The 22,082-nt window shown below is 61.0% G+C and carries 12 protein-coding genes and 3 rRNA genes; 5 read left to right on the top strand and 10 right to left on the bottom strand.

Annotated elements, in window-relative coordinates; genetic code table 11:
* The first annotated feature begins 201 nt into the window (after positions 1-201).
* A complete protein-coding gene (locus tag PGC08_RS03630) occupies positions 202-1,341 on the top strand; it encodes a DUF6882 domain-containing protein (RefSeq protein ID WP_240513743.1) in 1,140 nt (379 codons plus the stop codon).
* 270 nt (positions 1,342-1,611) lie between these two features.
* Here PGC08_RS03630 and PGC08_RS03625 read toward each other — a convergent pair whose 3' ends face one another.
* From PGC08_RS03625 to PGC08_RS03610, 4 genes are all read right to left on the bottom strand, one after another.
* Positions 1,612-1,917: a hypothetical protein gene (locus PGC08_RS03625; protein ID WP_271709539.1), complete on the bottom strand. Its 306-nt coding sequence runs from the start codon at positions 1,915-1,917 to the stop codon at positions 1,612-1,614.
* 36 nt (positions 1,918-1,953) lie between these two features.
* A 5S ribosomal RNA gene (gene rrf / locus PGC08_RS03620) occupies positions 1,954-2,072 on the bottom strand.
* A gap of 157 nt (positions 2,073-2,229) precedes the next feature.
* Positions 2,230-5,345 (bottom strand): 23S ribosomal RNA (locus tag PGC08_RS03615).
* Positions 5,346-5,755: 410 nt separating this feature from the next.
* Positions 5,756-7,289, bottom strand: a 16S ribosomal RNA gene (locus PGC08_RS03610).
* The 16S, 23S and 5S rRNA genes sit together here, the layout of an rRNA operon.
* A gap of 534 nt (positions 7,290-7,823) precedes the next feature.
* Between PGC08_RS03610 and PGC08_RS03605 the strand changes: the two genes are divergently transcribed.
* Positions 7,824-8,825, top strand: a complete 1,002-nt coding sequence (locus PGC08_RS03605) for an epimerase (protein WP_271709538.1) — start codon at positions 7,824-7,826, stop codon at positions 8,823-8,825.
* A gap of 46 nt (positions 8,826-8,871) precedes the next feature.
* Here the strand turns inward: PGC08_RS03605 and trhO are convergent, their stop codons facing one another.
* Positions 8,872-9,783, bottom strand: coding sequence for an oxygen-dependent tRNA uridine(34) hydroxylase TrhO (gene trhO, locus PGC08_RS03600; RefSeq protein ID WP_009884372.1), 912 nt, complete (start codon positions 9,781-9,783; stop codon positions 8,872-8,874).
* Between the two features lie 171 nt (positions 9,784-9,954).
* Between trhO and purL the strand changes: the two genes are divergently transcribed.
* Entirely contained in the window at positions 9,955-12,321 is a 2,367-nt protein-coding gene (gene purL, locus PGC08_RS03595) for a phosphoribosylformylglycinamidine synthase subunit PurL (protein ID WP_271709537.1), read from the top strand.
* A 439-nt stretch (positions 12,322-12,760) separates the two neighbouring features.
* On the opposite strand, the gene PGC08_RS03590 is transcribed toward purL, so the two are convergent.
* Positions 12,761-13,468, bottom strand: a complete 708-nt coding sequence (locus tag PGC08_RS03590) for a hypothetical protein (RefSeq protein ID WP_125187738.1) — start codon at positions 13,466-13,468, stop codon at positions 12,761-12,763.
* Positions 13,469-13,634: 166 nt separating this feature from the next.
* Between PGC08_RS03590 and PGC08_RS03585 the strand changes: the two genes are divergently transcribed.
* A complete protein-coding gene (locus PGC08_RS03585; protein ID WP_069599479.1) occupies positions 13,635-14,864 on the top strand; it encodes a cobalamin-independent methionine synthase II family protein in 1,230 nt (409 codons plus the stop codon).
* 14 nt (positions 14,865-14,878) lie between these two features.
* On the opposite strand, the gene PGC08_RS03580 is transcribed toward PGC08_RS03585, so the two are convergent.
* The 3 genes from PGC08_RS03580 to betC form a co-directional block, all read right to left on the bottom strand.
* Positions 14,879-16,279, bottom strand: a complete 1,401-nt coding sequence (locus PGC08_RS03580; RefSeq protein ID WP_096161328.1) for a TIGR01777 family oxidoreductase — start codon at positions 16,277-16,279, stop codon at positions 14,879-14,881.
* 106 nt (positions 16,280-16,385) lie between these two features.
* On the bottom strand, positions 16,386-16,994 hold the full coding sequence (locus tag PGC08_RS03575) for a hypothetical protein (RefSeq protein ID WP_096158210.1): 609 nt from the start codon (positions 16,992-16,994) through the stop codon (positions 16,386-16,388).
* A 237-nt stretch (positions 16,995-17,231) separates the two neighbouring features.
* On the bottom strand, positions 17,232-18,761 hold the full coding sequence (betC, locus tag PGC08_RS03570; protein ID WP_271709536.1) for a choline-sulfatase: 1,530 nt from the start codon (positions 18,759-18,761) through the stop codon (positions 17,232-17,234).
* Between the two features lie 150 nt (positions 18,762-18,911).
* Here betC and PGC08_RS03565 point away from each other — a divergent pair, with 150 nt between their 5' ends.
* Positions 18,912-19,940, top strand: a complete 1,029-nt coding sequence (locus PGC08_RS03565; RefSeq protein WP_271709535.1) for an SUMF1/EgtB/PvdO family nonheme iron enzyme — start codon at positions 18,912-18,914, stop codon at positions 19,938-19,940.
* On the opposite strand, the gene PGC08_RS03560 is transcribed toward PGC08_RS03565, so the two are convergent.
* A complete protein-coding gene (locus tag PGC08_RS03560) occupies positions 19,899-22,034 on the bottom strand; it encodes a BCCT family transporter (protein ID WP_114319943.1) in 2,136 nt (711 codons plus the stop codon). The genes PGC08_RS03565 and PGC08_RS03560 overlap by 42 nt on opposite strands.
* Positions 22,035-22,082 lie beyond the last annotated feature (48 nt).

Raw genomic sequence — 22,082 nt, 5'->3', positions numbered from 1 at the left:
GCGAAAAGGCGTTGAGAATTTCAAAAGCGCAACAGACCATCTTACATGCGCTCCCCTCCCGAGCAATAGATCTGGCCTGCTTCTTCTGTGCTGACAGTTCACCATGCGGCACTGACACGAGCGGGTGAAACCAGGTCCGACCTCACCGGTGGCTGGGCGTGCCTCCTCGCTAATCGCACGGACACCTCTAGTCTTGAAATTATGAGCACAACTTTGCAGGACCTCGTCAATCGCGCCGTCTTCTTCTCCACCGAGATGCAGACGCACTTCGGCGCCCTCATCGCCGATGCCGAATGGGAGGTCGACTTCACCTCTAATCCGCATCTGAACTTCACCTCCGCTGAGGGAACCGTCCTGCGAGGTCGCCCGCATCTGCTCGGCTCGGAGTCAAGCGCGCAGAGCACGTGGCTGTGGGGTTGGGAGAACGTCAACGAGTTCCCCGAGCCCGTCGTCAGTCTCGCCCATGAGGTGCGCAAGTTCGGTGCCGCCGAGGATGTGGCCGAGCTGATCACGGAAGAGCTCCCCCTCGACGAGGAGTTGGCGCTGCGCCTGACTCTGGCGGCGAAGGAAGCCACCGGAAAGTGGGCGCACTATCCGGCCGCAGCAGGTGCCGGCACGACGGTCTGGCTCCTCGTTGATGCTCCGGAGCTGACCTTGCCCGAGCCTCAGGTCAAGACCACTGTGCGTGCCCTCATGCAGGGCCTGACGCAGACAACGGTGACTGATCATCGCGCCGCGCTCGTGGCGTATGTCAGCAAGCGCGGCATTCCCACCGCGGAACTGCCCGAGGGCGGTCTGCGTCTGCTCTTCGCCGACGGGTCGGCCGATCTGACCTTCGACGAGGAACGCCGCATCTCCAATTGCGAGATGGGCGCACCTCTCGAAGGTGAGGCCGCGCAGCAGTACGCGCAGGCCACCGGAAAGTCCACGACAGATTCCGAGGCTGCCGGAACTCCTGTCGGGGAGCCAGCTGCACAGCCGGTTCCTGCAGAGTCGAGCCCGGTCTCTGAACCGGCTGCTGCTGACACGAGCACAGCCGCTTCCACATCGGCGGATGCCGCCTCTGCACCGGCGCCGGCGGAGTCTCCCACCGAAGCGCCTCGTGAGACTGCCCCAACCCCATCGCCTGCCGAGGCGGGTGCCGGTGACGAGCGCGACTCGGCTTCCGCTCGTCCCACACCTGACACCGAATCGGCGCAGCCGACGGCTCCCGAGTCACAGCCTGCCGCCTCCGCTGCAGACGAGGCGCAGGAAGACGATCGCCAGCCACAAGAGGCAGAGACCAAGGCTGAGGAGCCGAAAAAGAAGAAGGGTCTGTTCTCGAAGCTCTTCGGACGTTGATTCGTGGACGGTGGGTGCCCATCAACGGTTGATGGGCACTCGCGGTTCCCAGCTGAAGTCGCAAGACACCCTGTAGACACCAGCGATCTCGCTCGGCTCATCGAGTCGCCCCCAGTCACTCGTCATGCCCAGCGCGCCCCCGGAGCCAGGCAACATTGTGAATACGAGCAGAGGCCCCGTCGATGGTGTGACCGCTCTGAATAAGCAGTGGGTCGATATTCGCCGTGCCAAGGAGGAGCTCGTCGGTTTACCCACGAGGGACCGGAAGAGTCAGAGCACGTTGGGGATCAGAAGGATGCTGCCTACCAACGTCATGACGTCTGAGAGCTGCTTGACGGGCAGGTCGAAGGCCAAGTTGAGCACGAACACGACGGTCATGTCGAGAGCGGCCAGAAGGGTGCACAGCCACGCTCTGCGTCGCAACAGGGAGAAGGCAGCGGCGGCGACTCCGGCAAGGCCTACGAGGACCTGCACGTTCGCAGAGTCAGCGTAGACGGCCCGGCCCACAGGATCCGACCAGTGATCGCTCGTGCCCTCGGTCCATGCATTCGTCTGTGAATGCAAGTAAGGGGCCATCCCACCGAAGTGGAATGACCCCTCACTCAAAGAATATTGCGGCAGTCACCTACTCTCCCACAACCACCAAGTTGCAGTACCATCAGCGCGAATGGGCTTAGCTACCGGGATCGGAACGGTTAACCGGGCGTTTCCCCACCACTATCACCACCGCAAAACCAACAAACCACCACCACCCGAATCAAAAAGACTCAAGAGTGTAGTAGCGGTCCAAGAACCGTACAGCGAACGCGAACACCACACACAATGTGACTCGTTAATATCTCGTAAAACCCATAGCGTGAAACACGCACACACCAACCAAACAAATGGGTTGATGAGTGATCGGCGTATTAGTACCAGTCAACTCCACACCTCACAGTGCTTCCATACCCGGCCTATCAAACCCATAATCTATAGGACACCTCACCCCAACTTAATGGGTTGGAAATCTCATCTCGAAGCAGGCTTCCCGCTTAGATGCTTTCAGCGGTTATCCTTCCCGAACGTAGCCAACCAGCCATGCACCTGGCGGTACAACTGGCACACCAGAGGTTCGTCCGTCCCGGTCCTCTCGTACTAAGGACAGGCCTCCACAAATTTCCTACGCACGCAGCGGATAGGGACCGAACTGTCTCACGACGTTCTAAACCCAGCTCGCGTACCGCTTTAATGGGCGAACAGCCCAACCCTTGGGACCGACTACAGCCCCAGGATGCGACGAGCCGACATCGAGGTGCCAAACCATGCCGTCGATATGGACTCTTGGGCAAGATCAGCCTGTTATCCCCGAGGTACCTTTTATCCGTTGAGCGACCACGCTTCCACAAGCCATGGCCGGGTCACTAGTCCCAGCTTTCGCTCCTGCTCGACACGTCCGTCTCACAGTCAAGCTCCCTTGTGCACTTACACTCGACACCTGATTGCCAACCAGGCTGAGGGAACCTTTGGGCGCCTCCGTTACTCTTTAGGAGGCAACCGCCCCAGTTAAACTACCCATCAGGCACTGTCCCTGAACCCGATCAGGGTCCGAAGTTAAGAAATCCAGAATAGTCAGAGTGGTATTTCACTTGACGACTCCACCACCACTAGCGTGATAGTTTCACAGTCTCCCACCTATCCTACACAAACCACACCGAATCCCAATACCAAACTATAGTGAAGGTCTCGGGGTCTTTCCGTCCTGCTGCGCGTAACGAGCATCTTTACTCGTAATGCAATTTCGCCGAGTTCGTGGTTGAGACAGCAGAGAAGTCGTTACGCCATTCGTGCAGGTCGGAACTTACCCGACAAGGAATTTCGCTACCTTAGGATGGTTATAGTTACCACCGCCGTTTACTGGGGCTTAAATTCTCCGCTTCACCCCTAACGGGGTTAACGAGTCCTCTTAACCTTCCAGCACCGGGCAGGCGTCAGTCCGTATACATCGACTTACATCTTCGCACGGACCTGTGTTTTTAATAAACAGTCGCTTCTCTCTGGCCTCTGCGACCACCACCAGCACATCACCAAGCAAGTTGGCTTCACCAGGATGGTCCCCCTTCTCCCGAAGTTACGGGGGCATTTTGCCGAGTTCCTTAACCACGATTCTCTCGATCACCTTAGTATTCTCTACCTGACCACCTGTGTCGGTTATAGGGTACGGGCAACACACAACCTCACGCCGATGCTTTTCTCGGCAGCATAGGATCACCAGATCACCCCACCACAAGTGGGGCGCCCATCAGCTCTCACACTATGAGTGGGGACGGATTTACCTACCCCCACATGCTACGACCTTAGACCACGACTACCATCGCGTGGCCTGGCTACCTTCCTGCGTCACACCTCGCGCTTACCGACTCCACACTCAGGTCCCACAGAATCCTTCAACCAGACACCCGAAGGCATCACGGAAGAACACCGAGGTTAGTATCGTGTGTTTTGGTATTGACGGTTATGCGTCGGTACCAGAATATCAACTGGTTGTCCATCGACTACGCCTGTCGGCCTCGCCTTAGGTCCCGACTTACCCAGGGCGGATTAGCCTAGCCCTGGAACCCTTGGTCATCCGGTGGACGGGTTTCTCACCCGTCTTTCGCTACTCATGCCTGCATTCTCACTCGTACCGGCTCCACCACTCGTTCACACGGCGACTTCACTGCCAGCACGACGCTCCCCTACCCAACACCCCACCATTACGGCTATAAGGGGTGCTGCCACAACTTCGGCGGTGTACTTAGCCCCGCTACATTATCGGCGCTCAATCACTTGACCAGTGAGCTATTACGCACTCTTTCAAGGATGGCTGCTTCTAAGCCAACCTCCTGGTTGTCTTCGCAACTGAACATCCTTTCCCACTTAGCACACGCTTAGGGGCCTTAGTTGATGGTCTGGGCTGTTTCCCTCTCGACAATGAAGCTTATCCCCCACTGTCTCACTGCCACGCTGAACCTTACCGGCATTCGGAGTTTAGTTGACGTCAGTAACCCGGTGGGGCCCATCAGCCATCCAGTAGCTCTACCTCCGGCAAGAACCACGCAACGCTGCACCTAAATGCATTTCGGGGAGAACCAGCTATCACAGAGTTTGATTGGCCTTTCACCCCTAACCACAGGTCATCCCCTCCATTTTCAACTGAAGTGGGTGCGGGCCTCCACGCGCTCTTACACACGCTTCACCCTGCCCATGGCTAGATCACTCCGCTTCGGGTCTAGGACACGCGACTCAAACGCCCTATTCGGACTCGCTTTCGCTACGACTACCCCTCTCGGGTTAACCTCGCCACGCACCGCTAACTCGCAGGCTCATTCTTCAAAAGGCACGCCATCACCCCAACAAGGAGGCTCTGACGGATTGTAAGCACATGGTTTCAGGTACTATTTCACTCCCCTCCCGGGGTACTTTTCACCATTCCCTCACGGTACTATCCGCTATCGGTCATCAGGAAGTATTTAGCCTTACCAGGTGGTCCTGGCAGATTCACACGACATTCCACGAGTATCGTGCTACTCGGGCAAACACATATCGTCGGGGCCACATGTTTCGTCTACGGGACTCTCACCCACTCCGGTACTGTTTCCCACCAGCTTCGACTACACGCAGCACACATCAACGACTCGGTCATGCTGGACCGAACACGCATTCCCCACAACACCGCATACGCAACACCAGCACGTTTGACACGCACACGGTTTAGGCTGATCCAGTTTCGCTCGCCACTACTCCCGGAATCATGTTTTATTTTCTCTTCCTACGGGTACTGAGATGTTTCACTTCCCCGCGTTCCCTCCACACACCCTATATATTCAGATGCGGGTCACCACACTCTCATGTGGCGGGGTTTCCCCATTCGGACACCCTCGGATCACAGCCCGTTTATCGGCTCCCCGAGGCTTATCGCAGATTTCCACGTCCTTCATCGGCTCCTGATGCCAAGGCATCCACCATGCGCTCTTACACACTCATCACACCCAAAAAATTTGGTTGCAAAATGTGTGTGCGAAAATTTCACACTAAGATTTCACAAGAAAAATCACATTACATAACAACCCAAACAAAGTTCGGGCTGTTGATGCTCGCGTCCACTATACGATTCTCAAACCACTACCAAACACCACCCACACCCACACAACCGAAGGCTGCTGGTCTGGACGGGTTGGTCCTGTTGGTTGAAACCACACCCAACCATTGCTGGTTGGTTTGTGATTCCAGGACCCAATAACGTGTTCGTTCTAGCCCACCATCATCACACCGTCGACAAGGCATGAACCTTAACGACGCTGTGCGGGTTGAGCGAAAATAATGATGTTCCACCCTTGAGCTCCCAACCGGCACCACGTACGGGTGACACGTTGGGGTTCTTATGTGTGCTCCTTAGAAAGGAGGTGATCCAGCCGCACCTTCCGGTACGGCTACCTTGTTACGACTTAGTCCCAATCACCAGTCCCACCTTAGACGGCCCCCTCCACAAGGGTTGGGCCACCGGCTTCGGGTGTTACCGACTTTCGTGACTTGACGGGCGGTGTGTACAAGGCCCGGGAACGTATTCACCGCAGCGTTGCTGATCTGCGATTACTAGCGACTCCGACTTCACGTAGTCGAATTGCAGACTACGATCCGAACTGAGACTGGCTTTAAGGGATTCGCTAAAACCTCGCGGTCTCGCATCTCTCTGTACCAGCCATTGTAGCATGCGTGAAGCCCAAGACATAAAGGGCATGATGATTTGACGTCATCCCCACCTTCCTCCGAGTTGACCCCGGCAGTCTCCTATGAGTTCCCACCATCACGTGCTGGCAACATAGAACGAGGGTTGCGCTCGTTGCGGGACTTAACCCAACATCTCACGACACGAGCTGACGACAACCATGCACCACCTGTACACCAACCCCAAAGGGGAGGAACTGTTTCCAGAACGGTCTGGTGTATGTCAAGCCTTGGTAAGGTTCTTCGCGTTGCATCGAATTAATCCGCATGCTCCGCCGCTTGTGCGGGCCCCCGTCAATTCCTTTGAGTTTTAGCCTTGCGACCGTACTCCCCAGGCGGGGCACTTAATGCGTTAGCTACGGCGCGGAGAACGTGGAATGTCCCCCACACCTAGTGCCCAACGTTTACGGCATGGACTACCAGGGTATCTAATCCTGTTCGCTCCCCATGCTTTCGCTCCTCAGTGTCAGTTACAGCCCAGAGTCCCGCCTTCGCCACCGGTGTTCCTCCTGATATCTGCGCATTTCACCGCTACACCAGGAATTCCAGACTCCCCTACTGCACTCTAGTCAGCCCGTACCCACTGCACGCGCAACGTTAAGCGTTGCGTTTCCACAGCAGACGTGACCAACCACCTACGAGCTCTTTACGCCCAATAATTCCGGACAACGCTTGTACCCTACGTATTACCGCGGCTGCTGGCACGTAGTTAGCCGGTACTTCTTCTGCAGGTACCGTCACCCCGAAAGGCTTCTTCCCTGCTGAAAGCGGTTTACAACCCGAAGGCCGTCATCCCGCACGCTGCGTCGCTGCATCAGGGTTTCCCCCATTGTGCAATATTCCCCACTGCTGCCTCCCGTAGGAGTCTGGGCCGTGTCTCAGTCCCAGTGTGGCCGGTCGCCCTCTCAGGCCGGCTACCCGTCGTCGTCTTGGTGAGCCATTACCTCACCAACAAACTGATAGGCCGCGAGCCCATCCCCAACCGAAAAAACTTTCCACCATCACACATGCGAGTCATGGTCATATCCGGTATTAGACCCAGTTTCCCGGGCTTATCCCGAAGTCGGGGGCAGGTTACTCACGTGTTACTCACCCGTTCGCCACTCATCCACCCCGGTGCAAGCACCAGGGCTTCAGCGTTCGACTTGCATGTGTTAAGCACGCAGCCAGCGTTCGTCCTGAGCCAGGATCAAACTCTCCATAAAAAAATTATGTTACGAATGAATCCCAGCAAGACAGCCAACCAACGATCACGGGGTGACCGAGGCTGACCAATTAATCATGTCCACACATGCTGGCGTGACCACCCGGCGAGGGGAGGCCACAAATGTGTGAACATGTGATTGTCTTACCAGAAATACTTAATGTTTCTGGCATCACTATTTGTTCAAACAAACACGCTATTGGATTCTCAAACCACAAACACTCACCCATCACCACAGACCCAATTATTGGGGCGTGTTCACTGGGGGTGTCAGTTTCAATTGTTGGCTGCCACCAACATTTTCCGTGTGGACCAGACAAACTGTGTTTGTGCTGGTCACACCCGGTGAAAACTGTTCTCGAAGAGTTCGTTTTCTGCGGGGCAACGAGATACAACTCTAGACCAGGCCACGCGTCCCGTGCAACTCGAAACCGGAAATCTGATCGTGACGCCCACCACATGCACCTCACGACCCCCGATTGGTCCCGGCAGAACCCGCGCTATTGCTCGCGTCCGGCGGTGTTACGGTCGCTTTATGACTGCGGAAGAGACCTCCCTCCGACCCACGGCCGTCATCGCCGGCGCCTCCGGCTTCATCGGCACTTCACTCCTTGCGCCCCTTGAGTCCTGGGGTTATCAAGTTCGGACCATCGGCCGGGCTCCAACGTCGGGCGCACATGTCTCATGGGACGATCCGCAGGCGATTGCCGCCGCCATCGATGGTGCCGACCTGCTCATCAACTTCGCCGGCCGCAGCGTGGGCTGCAGGTACACCGATTCCAACCGACGCGACATCTGGGACTCCCGGGTGCTGACCACACGCACGCTCAACGATGCGGTCAGGGCCGCCTCGGCGCCACCTCGGCTGTGGATCAACTCGAGCACGGCCACGATCTACCGCCACGCCATGGACCGACCGCAGACAGAAGACGACGGTGACATCGGTGAGGGCTTCTCCGTTGATGTGGCCAAAGGGTGGGAACACGAATTCTTCCGCGGTGACCTGCCCGGTACCAGACGGGTGGCCTTGCGCATGGCGATCGTGCTCGGCGATGGTGCGGCTCTGAATATGCTCGCCACCGCAGCCAGATTCGGTGTCGGCGGCCCTCAGCTGGAGGGGCGGTGGTTCGGGCACACGAGATACCGCGGCATCGGCCCGAACGCCTCAGGCCCTCGTGTGTGGCGCAGACACGAACTCAGCCATGGCAGGCAGCGGTTCAGCTGGGTGCATATCGATGATGTAGTGCGTGCCATCCGGTTCATCGACGACCATGAGGAGATGACCGGGGCACTCAACGTCTCGAGCCCAGGCATCTCGGACAACACCACACTGATGGCGGCCCTGCGACGTGCCGTGCGAATGCCGATCGGCATTCCGGCACCGCGCTGGCTGTTGGAGCTGGGAATGATGGTGTTGCGCCAGGAATCGGAACTGGTGCTCAAAAGCAGGTGGGCCTACCCGAAGCGGTTGGAAGAAGCAGGGTTCGAGTTCAGGTGGACCGATATCGGGGCCGCGACGAAGAGCCTGCTGCGCTGATCTTCCGAGCGACTGCAGTGATCACCCGAGCAACTGCACCGGCAGATCAGCCAGCGGTCACCTCGGCTGGGATGCCTGCCTGCACACAGTCCGAACAGTAGGGCTGACGGTTCTTCTCGGTGCAGTCCTCGCAGCGCAAGTACTGTTGCCGGCAGTCCAGATTCGCGCAGTTGACGAAGTTCGGGGTCGGCTTCTCACACGCGACGCAGTGGCCGATCGATTCAGCACCGTCGCCGAATTCCACATGCATGCGCTTGTCGAAGACGTAGAGGGACCCGTCCCAGTATCCCGTGTTGCCGAAGGTCTCTCCATAGCGGACGATTCCGCCATCGAGCTGGTAGACCTCTTCGAAGCCGCGGTTCTTCATGAGCACGGACAGGACCTCGCAACGGATGCCGCCGGTGCAGTAGGTGACGACCGGTTTGCCCTTGAGATCGTCGTACTTGCCTGATTCGATCTCGTCGATGAAGTCTCTGGTGGTGTCCGTCTCCGGCACGATCGCGTCGCGGAACTTCCCGATCTGGGCCTCCATCGCGTTGCGTCCGTCGAAGAAGACGACCTCGTCGCCGCGTTCGTCGAGGAGTTTGTGCAGCGCACCGGGTTTGAGGTGCTCACCGCCGCCCTCGACTCCGGCTTCGGTCACCGTGATCTCATCATCGGTGCCGAAGGTCACGAGCTCGGGCCTCACCTTGACGCTCAGCCGTGGGAAGTCATCGCCTTCGCCGTTGGACCATTTGATGTCGGCCTTCTTGAACGGCTCGTAGGACCGTGTGGCTCGCACATACTTCTTGACGTCGAAGATGTCTCCGCCGATGGTGGCATTGATGCCGTCCTTCGACACGATCACGCGCCCCTTGAGACCGAGACTCTCGGCCAGCGTGTGCTGCCACAGCTTGACCGCTTCCGGGTCGGCAAGAGGGGTGAATACGTAGAACAGGACGATCTTGGGAGTTGCCATGGCCCATATTCTAATTGGCGAGACCCTGGGCGATACCCGCATGTGGCGCAGACTACTGGTCGGTTCGATCACATAATCCGCTCATCGATGAGACCGGCTTCCCCTCCTCCCCCGCACCACGGCTAAGATTGGCTCTGATGCCGTGTCGTATGAAAGGGCCATTAAGAGGACATGTCGAGTAACCTCAACTCTGCGAATTCCACGCAGGTCGAATCCCAGCAGGTCGAAACCGATCAGGCCACTTCCAAAAAGGTGAAGGAGACCGTCGAGTTCGCTGCTGCCAATCCCGACGTGGATCAGCCCTACGCCGACCTCGGGTTGAAGGCCGACGAATACGCGCAGATCCGCGAGATCCTGGGACGTCGCCCCACCTCGGCGGAGCTGGCGATGTACTCGGTCATGTGGTCCGAGCACTGCTCCTACAAGTCTTCCAAGGTCCACCTGTCGAAGTTCGGTGACAAGGTCACCGAGGACATGAAGAAGCACCTGCTCGTGGGCATCGGTGAGAACGCCGGCGTCGTCGACATCGGCGACGGCTGGGCCGTGACCTTCAAGGTCGAGTCCCACAACCACCCCAGCTACGTCGAACCCCACCAGGGTGCCGCCACCGGTGTGGGCGGAATCGTGCGCGACATCATCTCGATGGGCGCCCGCCCCGTGGCCGTGATGGATCAGCTGCGCTTCGGTGCCATCGACCACCCCGACACCTCCCGCGTGCTGCACGGAGTCGTGTCCGGAATCAGCAACTACGGCAACTCCCTGGGCCTGCCCAACATCGGCGGGGAGACCGTCTTCGACTCCGTCTACCAGGGAAACCCCCTGGTCAACGCCCTCGCCGTCGGTGTCATGCGCCACGAGGACATTCGCCTGGCCAATGCTTCAGGCAAGGGCAATAAGGTCATCCTCTTCGGTGCCCGCACCGGTGGCGACGGCATCGGCGGAGCCTCGATCCTCGCCTCTGAGTCCTTCGACGACACGAAGCCCTCGAAGCGTCCGGCCGTGCAGGTCGGCGACCCCTTCGCCGAGAAGGTCCTCATCGAATGCTGCCTCGAACTCTTCCACGCCGGAGTCGTCGAAGGCATCCAGGACCTCGGAGCCGCCGGCATCAGCTGCGCGACCTCGGAACTGGCATCCAACGGTGACGGCGGCATGCACATCGCACTCGACGACGTGCTGCTGCGCGATGAGACCCTGACACCTGAGGAGATCCTCATGTCGGAGTCGCAGGAGCGCATGATGGCCGTGGTCACCCCCGAACGACTTGATGACTTCCTGGCGATCGTGGGCAAATGGGACGTCGAGACCTCCGTCCTCGGCGAGGTCACCGACTCCGAACGCCTCGTCATCGAATGGCACGGCGACGTCATCGTCGATGTTCCCCCACGCTCAGTCGCACACGACGGACCGGTCTACGAACGTCCGATGGCCGAGCCGTCATGGACCGCCGAGGTGTCCGCGAACACCGTGGAGGCCGCTGGCCTGGTCAAGCCTGAGAGCAACGACGAGCTGCGCTCGACCGTGCTGCAGCTGGCCGGAGCACCGAACCTGGCGTCGAAGGACTGGATCACCTCCCAGTACGACAAGTACGTGCAGGGCAACACCGCCCAGGCTTTCCCTGACGATGCCGGAGTCATCCGTGTCGACGAGGAGTCCGGGCTCGGCGTCGCCATCGCCACCGACGCCAACGGCCGCTACTGCTACCTCGATCCGGCTCGCGGGTCGGCGCTGGCGCTGGCCGAGGCCTACCGCAACGTCACCACCGCCGGGGCTATCCCTCGCGCGGTCACCGACTGCCTCAACTTCGGCTCCCCCGAGGACCCGGAGATCATGTGGCAGTTCGCGGCCGCCGTCGAAGGCCTCGCCGAGGCGTGCCAGGACATGGGAATTCCCGTGACCGGCGGCAACGTCTCCCTCTACAACCAGACCGGTGGCGTGGCCATCCACCCGACCCCGGTCGTCGGTGTCCTCGGCGTCTTCGACGATGTCACCCGCGCCACCCCGAGTGGCTGGAAGGAACCGGGCCAGACCATCTACCTGCTCGGTACGACCGAAGCCGAACTCGACGGTTCGGCGTGGGCCGACGTGACTGCCGGCCACCTCGGCGGCGTGCCACCGCAGTACAAGCCGGGTACGGAGAAGGAGCTCGGTGAGATCCTCATCAACTCCTCCCGTGATGGCATGATCGATTCCGCGCACGACCTGTCCGAAGGCGGTCTGTCGCAGGCGCTCATCGAGTCCTGCCTGCGCTATGGCACCGGTGCCCGCATCTGGCTCGACGAGGTGTGCGAACGCGACGACATCGACGTGTTCACCGCTCTGTTCTCCGAGTCCACCGCGCGTGCGATCGTGGCCGTGCCTCGCTCCGAAGAAGTCCGTTTCAAGGACATGTGCACCGCCAGGCACTTCCCGTTCATCCGCATCGGCATGACCGACACCGGCGACGAGGCACCGGTCCTCGAGGTCGTCGATCACTTCGAAATCGGTCTTGACGAGCTGCGCGAGACCCACGAGGGGACGCTGCCGAAGCACTTCGGCTGAGCTGTCGGCTGAGCTTAGCTTCAGCGAGGGGATCGTCTGTCTACGGACAGGCGGTCCCCTCTGTTGATCTGCCTACGAGTCGCCTGAATCAGGCTCGCTTCCTCCACTCTTCCTGCCGGACATGTGGGCTCGACGCTTTCGTCGACTCTCACGGACAGGGCCGAGGACGGCCCAGACGGCAGCGGTGAATACGACGACGATGAGCCAGTACAGCAACCAGAACGAGTCAGCCCAGCCAGCCACGAAAATGCCCACGACCAAGAGTGCGCCGGTGATCGACGAGGCCAGCAGACAGCGATACCAATCGTTCAGCGCCCATCGTTGAGCTGGCTGGGTAGCTTCGTCCTTGGGTGATTCCGAAAAGCGTCGGGCGAACTTCCGGTCGAGAAAGCGGACGACGTCGGGACCAAAGCAGGCGACGGCGATAATCTGAGCGCATTCAGTACCCGGCGGGAAAGCGTGCGGAGGCCAGCGGACGCACTGACCAGTCCGGCCTCGCCCCGAGCAGGTGCAGGAGCATGAAACCGGCGAGGGTCAGACCCAGACTCACAAGCTGTGTGAGCATGACCGATGTTGCGAATGAGGAACCAAGTGAGTTCAAAGCCCATTCGACAAAGGCGATCACAAGTCCCATCAGCAGCGCATAGCCAGCAGCCACGAGATGAGTCCACCAAACTCTGTTGCGCGCGAGATTCCAGGCGATAAGTGTTCCGGCCAGCACTAGTCCGCCGTGGAAGGTCCAGATGATGCTCTGGATGGTCATCGCCAGTTCGAAGCCGCCGAAGCTCCCGAAGCCGTTGAGGCTGCCGACAACACGATTCACAATGATCGGCATCAGATGCGGCAGGGCGAATGCATAGATGCTGACGGCCAAGAACAGTCCCATCCCGAACAGTCGCATCCTCATCGGGCTGGCCTTCACAACGAGAAGTGCGCCGATCCCGAGGACGATCTGGAGGATCGCCACGACGACGGTCAGGGCCGAGTACAGGGTAAAGAATTCGTGAACCACCCCGTCGAACATCATCGGCATCATCACCAATTCCGGCAGCGAGCCGATGACCAAGGCCGCCCAAAGCAGGATTCGCGCCGTCCACCCGGGACCGGCCGCCCGTTCGGGCCTTCCGGAGGAAGCCTGCTGACTCATGTCATCACTGTAGGTCCGTGGAGCGAGGACCGCACCCACTTCCCCAGCAGGCAGCCCCACCACGTGACTCATCATGACAACGCCCTCGCATGCGGACCGGCTTATGTGATTGCCTAAGGGTGAACGATTCGCCTGAAATGCCGCTTCACAACCAGAGGAGTCACACATGGCCACGATCCGCACCTCGCACGCAGGATCCTTACCCCGCACCCCCGAACTCATCGAAGCCAACAAGGTCAAGCAGGCTCAGAACCACGCCCGCCTCGCCGGCGAAACCGTCTCCGAGGCTGCGACACAGGAATTCGACGAGCTCCTCGCCGCCAGCGTGGCCGACCTCGTCAAACGCCAGAAGGACCTGGGCATCACGAACCCCAACGACGGGGAGTACGGTCATTCGATGGCCGCGGACTTCGACTACGGCGCCTGGTGGCACTACTCCTTCGCCCGCACCGGCGGACTCGAACTCGACAATGTCGACAAGTGGGATGCACCGGCCGTGCGCTCAGAACCGGGCAAGCCGGTACTGACCAGCTTCGGTGACCGCCGTGACCGCAACCTCTTCCCCGGCGTCTACGGCGACGCCAACGCCGGCACCGACACCGGTGACCAGCCGCAGTTCCCCAAGGCCACCAGCGCCATCAGCTACGTGGGCCAGGACCAGGTCGCCAGCGACATCGCCAACCTCAAAGCCGGTCTCGCGGCCGCCGGCTACGGTGAACGCGACGGCTACATCAACGCCCTGTCCCCCGGCTCGGCGTCGCGCATCGCCAATGAGTTCTACAAGACCGATGAGGAGTTCATCTGGGCGTGGGCCGATGTGCTGCGTGAGGAATACCTCGCCATCACCGAGGCGGGTCTGACAGTTCAGATCGACGACCCTTCCCTGGCCGAGAACTTCGACCAGATCAACCCGGAACCGTCCTTCGCCGACTACCGCTCGTTCATCCAGGTCCGCATCGATGCCCTCAACCACGCACTGCGCGGCATCGATCCGGCTCAGGTGCGCATCCACACCTGCTGGGGCTCCTGGCACGGACCGCACGTGACGGATCTGCCGTTCAAGGAGATCGTCGATCAGGTGCTCACGCTCAATGCCGCGGGCATCACCTTCGAAGCAGCCAACGTCCGCCACGAACACGAATGGCGGATCTGGGAAGACACGAAGCTGCCCGAGGGCAAGTACCTCATCCCGGGCATCGTCTCCCACTCCACCAACGTCGTCGAGCATCCTGAACTCGTCGCCGATCGCATCGAACGCTTCGCGAAGCTCGTCGGTCCCGACAATGTCATGGCCTCAACGGACTGCGGTCTGGGCGGACGCGTCCACCCTGAGATCGCCATTGCGAAGCTGCAGTCACTGACCGCCGGTGCCGAGATCGCCGGAAAGCGTCTCTGAGCGTTTCGCCCACTTCACGCTCCACTGCCGAGTTCCTCCTCGAGGCAGTCAGACAGCGTGGGGTGGGCGAACTGGTATCCGGTCTCTTCGAGCCTCTCCGGGCGCACCTTCTGATCGGCCAGGGCAAGCTCCTTGGCTCCGTCGGCGCCGAGCACCAGTTCCGTGACGAAACCAGGCGTTGGGATTCGAGCCGGTCGATGCAGATGGGCGGCGAGCGCCTCGGCGAACTCCCCCTGCGACACCATGTCCGGGGCCACGGCATTGACGGGTCCATGCACATAGTCGGTGAGCACCGCGTGCACATATGATCTGGCCAGATCGTCAAGGGAGACCCAGGCCAGTCCCTGTTCACCGCTGCCCAATCGGCCTCCGGCACCGGCCAAGTACAAAGGTGTCTGGAGCTTGAGGAATCCGCTCAACGAGGTCAGTGCAATACCCGAACGGATCGAGACCCGACGGATGCCCGCCTCCTCGACGCTGGCGGCTGCGGCTTCCCATTCCTGACACACGTCAGCGAGGAAGCCCTCCCCGGCAGGAGCGGTCTCGTCCACCGGCACCTCAGCATGGGAGCCGTAGATCCCGACGGCGGAAGCGCAGACGAAGACCTCGGGACGTTTCGCCTCGGGCAGGGTGCGCATCGTCACTGCCAACAGGGTCGTCGAGTCGATGCGTGAGGAGCGGATCTCCTCTTTCGCCTTCTTCGTGAACCGGGTGGCGATGGTACGCCCGCCCAAGTGAACGACCGCATCCGCCCAGGCCAGGTCGCGCGGGTTGATGATTCCCAGTTCGGGATTCCAGTGCGATTCGTATTCGACCTTCGGAGTCCGACGCACGAGCAGACGCACGAAATGTCCTGCGGTGGAGAAGAGTGCCGCGACCTGCCGGCCGACGAGTCCGCTGCCACCGGCGATGAGGATGCGTTTGCCCTTCTTGTGCGTCAGCAGCGGTGCGTTCATGCGCTCGAGAAACTCGATGTCCATGAGCATGCGCCGCTGTCTGGCCTCGAAGGTCGCTTCCAAGTTGTGGATGAGGCTGCGGTCGATCGCATCGAAGCCTGCCGGGGCCATCGAGAAGTCGATGTGGTCATCGATCTTGGTTCCCCCGGCGACCGAGGTGAACTCGTGGGTGTGCTTCCACTGACTCAGTGGGCCCTTCTTGAGTTCATCGACGAAGGAGAACCGGGACGGTCCCTCGGAATGGATGGAGCTGAATGGTCGCCGGACGAGGCCGTAGCTGCCGGGCACACTCGTTCTGACCTGGGCCACCGACCCGGGTGCGAGCGGAGGGTAGCTCTCCTCGACGATCTCCTGGGCCCAGTGCGGGGACAGCCGAGTCAGTGCTCCGGGCTGTGCGTGCCAGAGATAGGTTGTCTCGGCGGCGAGCGGGACTTCAGATGTCCACTCGAAATTGGTCATGACATCCCTCCTACTCCAGATGATGCCACCGGAGTCTGAGAGTGTGACCTGCAACTCGCCCAATGCTGAGTGAATTATCCCCGCCGAGGTGGGGGCCGGGTCAGGGTCACCGTTCCTCCGGTGCAAAGGAGAAGAACACACTGCTGGTGGCTACTTGTGTCAATGCCGTTCGTCTATCCGAATTCGAGTCCGACCATCCGCTGATGCTCACGTGGATCAGGGTGCCGTCCCTGACCGCTTTGATTCCCACATCGTGCCCATGACCTGCTGTTGCCACATCGCAGATATACCCCTCGTAGTCGGGATCAGCGAGCCAGTCGCAGTCGGGCCCACTGGATTCGTCCTGCACTCTCGTGCGGGTCTCGTCTTCGTCGCTGACCTGTTCGACCTCGACGGTGATCGCTGGGTGCTTCGCATCTCGGGGTGTGATGATGCAGTCGGTTGCCTCCGAGTCCACTCCGACTCCTTCGTCCTGCGCCCGAGCCGCGGTACCGGTCGTGCTCACATCGGTCGTGCCGAGCACCTCCTCGACTACGGCCTCGTCGACAAGACCGCAGACTGGCTCCGCTTGGACACTCACCTGCGGTGTGTTCTCTGTCTTCGCCGAACGGTCATCCGTGCTGGCCTCGCCCATACTGCATGCGGTGATCGCCGCTGCGGCACCGATCACGACAGGCCACGCCAGGTATCGTCTCGAGGGTTTGTCAGTGAGCATGCCTGTCCTCCCGGCCATGTTCGTCCGCGCCGACAAGCAACTCAGCTTGTCTCGGTCGACCGCACTTCCACCGTACAACGACCCGGGTGTGAGCGGCGCAATGATCGCGGAGTCGTCGAGCGCACGCCTCACCGTCGAGAGCCGACCGGAGCGCGGAGAGCCGACCGCAGGGACTCACCTTTCGATGATGCGGTCGGCTCTCGACGACTTCGCGGCTAGCCAGCGCAGCCCGCGCCCTCAGGCGGTGGTGTCGGGGATCTTTCCGAACCTGAAAGCGGTCCAGAAGTCTCCGCGCACGTAGCCGTTCTCGGGTTCCGGATCGTAATCCCAGTGCCGGACCGTGCCGATCTTGAGCGCATCGGCGACGAGCTGCCGACTCGACTGGCTGCCGAGCACATGCTCTTCGAGATGCTCGAGGTCATAGCGCGAGTCGAGCTCTGCGCGCATCGTGGCCACGAGTTCGGCATATGCGGCATCGCCGGCCCGATTGACCAGCTCGTCGGGATCGGATTCGAGGTCGAAGAGCAGCTCGGGATCGCCCGGGCAGATCGTGAGCTTGTACTGTCCGCGGATGAGTGTGACCTGCGGCCGGTACGTGCCTTCGGCGAAGTATTCGATGATGACGTCGCGGTCAGCGGGTCCGGTCTCCCCCGCTGCCTCCTGCCGGGCGGACTCGAACAGGGAGACGCCAGTCGCAGCAGGGTCCGAGGTACCTGCCAGCTCCAACAACGTCGGCATCAGGTCGACGAGGCTCACGGGGTTGGCATACCGACCCGGCGTGACCGCCTCGGCGGGGCCGTTGATGATGATCGGGACACGAGATGACTGCTCGTACGGGGACATTTTGTACCACAGCCCCTTCTCCCCCAGCATGTCTCCGTGGTCGCTGGTGACGATGATGACCGTGTTGTCCTCGAGCTCGAGTTCACGCAGGCGCTGACGGATCTTGCCGATGTGATCATCGATGTAGCTCACTGCCGCATAGTAGGCCCGACGTGCCCGACGGATGTCCTCGGTGCCCGGCTCCTTCTTGTCCAGTCCGCTCATCGTGCGCAGCCGGTGGCTGTGCGGATCCTCGGCGATGTCGGGAACCTCGGGGTGGGCTGGGTCGGGGATCTCCACCTCGGCGAACCTGTCCCAGTGCTCGCGCGGCGGCTCGTACGGGTCGTGCGGGTGGATGAACGAGGTGACCATGAGGAACGGCTGGTCATCGCCGGCGGCCTGGTTGGCCCGCACCCGTCCGTTGAGGTGACGCAGGGTCCGGAAGATCACCTCGTCATCGAAGTCCTGCTGGACGTTGGCCTTCGCGGCACCGGCGGTGAAGACCGGATCGGCCTCGTGGTACCACTGCAGCTTCTGATCCAATGGCCGCTGCCAGTCGGGGACCATGTCGAGGTCGGCCGGGTAGACGTCGGTGGTCAGGCGCTCTTCGAAACCGTGGTGCTGATCGGGGCCGATGAAGTGCATCCGCCCGATGAGCGCGGTGTGGTAGCCGAGCTTGCGCAGACGGTGGGCGAACGTCGGCACCGAGGCGGCGAAGTCATCACCGTTGTCGAGGCAGTCGATGTCGGAGGGCATCCGGCCCGTCATCATCGACGCCCGCGAGGGTGAGCACAACGGAGTGTTGCAGTAGGCGCGATCGAAGACCGCTCCGTCGGCTGCCAGGGCATCCATGTTCGGGGTGAGTGCTGCGGTGTCTCCGTAGGCTCCCAGTGCCTGAGCGGCCATCTGGTCGGCCTGAATCACTACGATGTTCGGCGGTTGCATATGCTGGTCACGTCCTTTCTCAAAAACGTCAGGTCTGCTCTCTGTGAAAGCATGGTCTGCGAAGTCAACTGCGGTGAAGACTGCGCAGGTGTGAAGATGGATCAGGTTCGTACGAACCTGTTTCTCAGATGTGGATTGAAGGTGGCATCGATGGCCTCATGCTGCGGCCCAGCACGGAACTCGCCCATCGGAGCGAGCCAAGAAGAGGCTTCGCCCGCCGAGGTGGGTGTTGAGCGAGAAGAATCCCGCACCGAGGTGCGAATGTCGGGCGGGGAATCGACCGCTGCGTCCGCTGTCCAAAGTCAGCTGCTGGCCGAGCTCGCGGCCCTGGCTCCGCAGGATCTGGCAATGATCGGCCTGTCCGGCGGCAGCTTCCTCATGGGCAGCGAGGACCCGCTGGCCTATCCCGGTGACGGGGAAGGCCCGGTCCGTGAGGTCAGCGTCAACGGCTTCGCGATCGCGGCAACGACGGTCACGGTCGCCCAATTCGCCGCGTTCGTCGCAGCGACAGGTCATCGCACCGATGCCGAAACTCATGGTGACTCCTTGGTCTTCACCGGTCTGCTGGCCGAGGGGCTGGCCGAGACCACTCCCTCTGTGCAGGCTACCCCTTGGTGGCGTCCGGTAACAGGGGCCACCTGGCTCCAGCCCTCCGGCCCCGGGTTGAACGGCGTCCCCGGTGTTCCGGGATCGACGCTCGAGGGTGCGAGTCTCAACGACTGGGCCAGGCATCCGGTCACCCACGTCTCCCACGCCGACGCCGAGGCGTATGCGCAGTGGGTGGGTGCCCGGCTGCCGACTGAGACCGAATGGGAGTTCGCCTCCCGCGGCGGTCTCGAACAGCAGCCCTACCCCTGGGGTTCGGTTCGCGAACCCCAGGGACTGGCCAACATGAACACCTTCACCGGTGTCTTCCCCGACGCACCGACGATGCCGGTGGGCACCGTTCCCGCCGACGCGTTCGCGCCCAACGGCTTCGGCCTGCACAACACGACCGGGAACGTCTGGGAATGGACGAGCAGTCATTTCAGCGACCACGACCGGCGACCGGTGCTGCGCGGCGGATCGTACATGTGCCATGACTCGTACTGCCGGAGGTATCGAACCTCGGCACGCTCGGCCGCGACACCGGACACATCACTCGGTCACACGGGATTCCGGTTGGCCATCGACCTCTGACCTCGCCGAGGTGGCTTCGGGTTCGTCGTCCCCGTCCGCCTCGGCGTCGGTCGTCTCAGGCGTCCACCCGTCGGCCCATTCGCCGGTCTCGTAGTCATAGCCGACTGGTTCCCCGTCGGCATTCGTGCGTTGGTACCAGCCGGTGTAGTCCTCGTGTTCGGAGTCGATGCCGCCGTTGGCGCCATCACCCGGATCGGTCTGCACAACCTGGAGTGCGAAGTCGTCGCCGTAGCGATCGGCACCGGCGACCACCGCGTTGTCGACGGCATTCTGTGCGTACTCGCGCCGCAGTGCGAGCGGATCGGTGCGCAGCTCCTTGAACCACGCGACGATGATGAAGAGCATGATGATGGCGAACGGCACCGCTGTGACGATGACGAGCTGCTGCAATCCTTCCAAGGCACTGGCATTGCCGAGGAGGAGCATGACGACGGCGATGCCCGACATCACGAGACCCCAGAAGACCACGACCCATTTCTTGGGTTCCTGGTCGCCGCGGCTTGTCAGCATACCCATCACAACCGACGCGGAGTCCGCAGAGGTGATGAAGAAGATTGCGAGGACGACGATTGCGACGAAGGGCAGCCATTCGACGAAGGGGAGGTTGTCGATGAGGGTGAAGAACACCTCGGGGGCAGCCATGCTGTCGGAGAACCCGGCCGCACCCTCCCGGTACATCCAGATCGAAGTTCCGCCCATGATGCCGTAGGCGACGAAGAGCAGGGTCGAAGGGATGAAGATCGTGCCGAGGATGAACTGGCGGATGCTGCGGCCCCGTGAGATGCGGGCGATGAACGTTCCGACGAATGGGGACCAGGAGATCCACCAGGCCCAGTAGTAGACGGTCCACACGGACTGGAATTCCTGTGTCTCAGCACCCCACGACAGGGACTTGCCCATCATGTCGAAGAGTGAGCCCAGGTACTCCATGAGCGCCGAGGGCAGCAGGTTGAGCAGGAACAGCGTCGGACCCAGGAAGAGGACGAGAGCGACGATGCCGACAGTGAGGATGATGTTGATGCTCGACAGGTAGCGGATGCCCTTCGAGACACCGGAGACCGCGGAGATGATGAAGCCCACGGTGAGGACGCAGATGATGACGACGAGCATGTTGTTCGTCATCGGTCCCGCCCCGCTGACGATGCTCACGCCCGTGCCGATCTGCATCGCGGCAATACCCAAGGCGGCAGCGGTTCCGAACAGGGTTGCCACGATCGCGAAGATGTCGACGAGCTTGCCGGCGAAGCCCTCGGACTGGCGTTTGCCGAAGAGGGTCTGGAAGATCGAAGACAGCAGCAGCGAACGTCCGCGCCGGTAGGCGGCATAGGCGATCGCGCCGCCGACCAGGGCATACATCGCCCAAGCGTGGAAGCCCCAGTGGAAGTAGGTCTGAGCCATGGCCCCGTGCAGGGCCTCTGTCGATTCTGGGTCATTCGTCAGCGGTGGTGGGCTGATGAAGTACGTCAGCGGTTCGGACGGGCCGAAGAACAGCACGCCGATGCCGATTCCTGCGGCGAAGAGCATCGCCACCCAGGAGAAAGTGCTGAATTCCGCCTTCTCATCGTCCTTGCCCAGCGGGATCTTGCCATAGGAGGAGAACGCGAGGATGAGGAGGGCGACGAGGATGATGATCGCGACGACGTTGAAGAACCAGCCGACGTTCATCGTTGCCCAGTCATAGGCGGTCTGAGCCACCGAGGCGACGCTTGAGGGGCTGGTGATGCCCCAGATGACGAAGGCCACGGTGAGTGTGCCAGCGACGGCGAAGATGACCTTGTCGAGGGAGTAGCGGCGACGCTGCTCGTCGATCGCGATGCCCGGCACAAGGATCGGGTGGGTGTTGTGCGGGTACTGTGTGTTGTTCTCCGGCTCGTCTTCGCTCGGATGCCGGGGGCGACTGTAGTCGAGCTTGCCCAGGTTCTTGCCGGTCTCGCGGCTCACTCGCCTGGCGTCGGCCTTGAGCTTATCGCGTGAGGCTCGGCGTTCGGGACGCAACGACCCGGAACCGTCCGAGCCGAGAGTCGGTGCGTTGGCACCAGTATCGGAATCTGTTCCGGCGGGTTGGGATGTGTCTGGCGTGGAGTCATCGGACATTGAACGATGGCCCTTTCTCAATCGTCGAGGAAACGGAAGATCAGAAGT

Source organism: Brevibacterium sp. BDJS002, from assembly GCF_028201555.1.
In the GTDB taxonomy this organism is placed as follows: Bacteria; Actinomycetota; Actinomycetes; order Actinomycetales; family Brevibacteriaceae; genus Brevibacterium; species Brevibacterium aurantiacum.
This window is presented reverse-complemented; position numbering and strand designations above follow the sequence as displayed.

Coding starts and splice junctions, on each gene's coding strand:
- PGC08_RS03630 (WP_240513743.1), top strand. CDS start 202: ATGAGCACAACTTTGCAGGACCTCGTCAATCGCGCCGTCTTCTTCTCC.
- PGC08_RS03625 (WP_271709539.1), bottom strand. CDS start 1,917: ATGGCCCCTTACTTGCATTCACAGACGAATGCATGGACCGAGGGCACG.
- PGC08_RS03605 (WP_271709538.1), top strand. CDS start 7,824: ATGACTGCGGAAGAGACCTCCCTCCGACCCACGGCCGTCATCGCCGGC.
- trhO (WP_009884372.1), bottom strand. CDS start 9,783: ATGGCAACTCCCAAGATCGTCCTGTTCTACGTATTCACCCCTCTTGCC.
- purL (WP_271709537.1), top strand. CDS start 9,955: ATGTCGAGTAACCTCAACTCTGCGAATTCCACGCAGGTCGAATCCCAG.
- PGC08_RS03590 (WP_125187738.1), bottom strand. CDS start 13,468: ATGAGTCAGCAGGCTTCCTCCGGAAGGCCCGAACGGGCGGCCGGTCCC.
- PGC08_RS03585 (WP_069599479.1), top strand. CDS start 13,635: ATGGCCACGATCCGCACCTCGCACGCAGGATCCTTACCCCGCACCCCC.
- PGC08_RS03580 (WP_096161328.1), bottom strand. CDS start 16,279: ATGACCAATTTCGAGTGGACATCTGAAGTCCCGCTCGCCGCCGAGACA.
- PGC08_RS03575 (WP_096158210.1), bottom strand. CDS start 16,994: ATGCTCACTGACAAACCCTCGAGACGATACCTGGCGTGGCCTGTCGTG.
- betC (WP_271709536.1), bottom strand. CDS start 18,761: ATGCAACCGCCGAACATCGTAGTGATTCAGGCCGACCAGATGGCCGCT.
- PGC08_RS03565 (WP_271709535.1), top strand. CDS start 18,912: ATGGCCTCATGCTGCGGCCCAGCACGGAACTCGCCCATCGGAGCGAGC.
- PGC08_RS03560 (WP_114319943.1), bottom strand. CDS start 22,034: ATGTCCGATGACTCCACGCCAGACACATCCCAACCCGCCGGAACAGAT.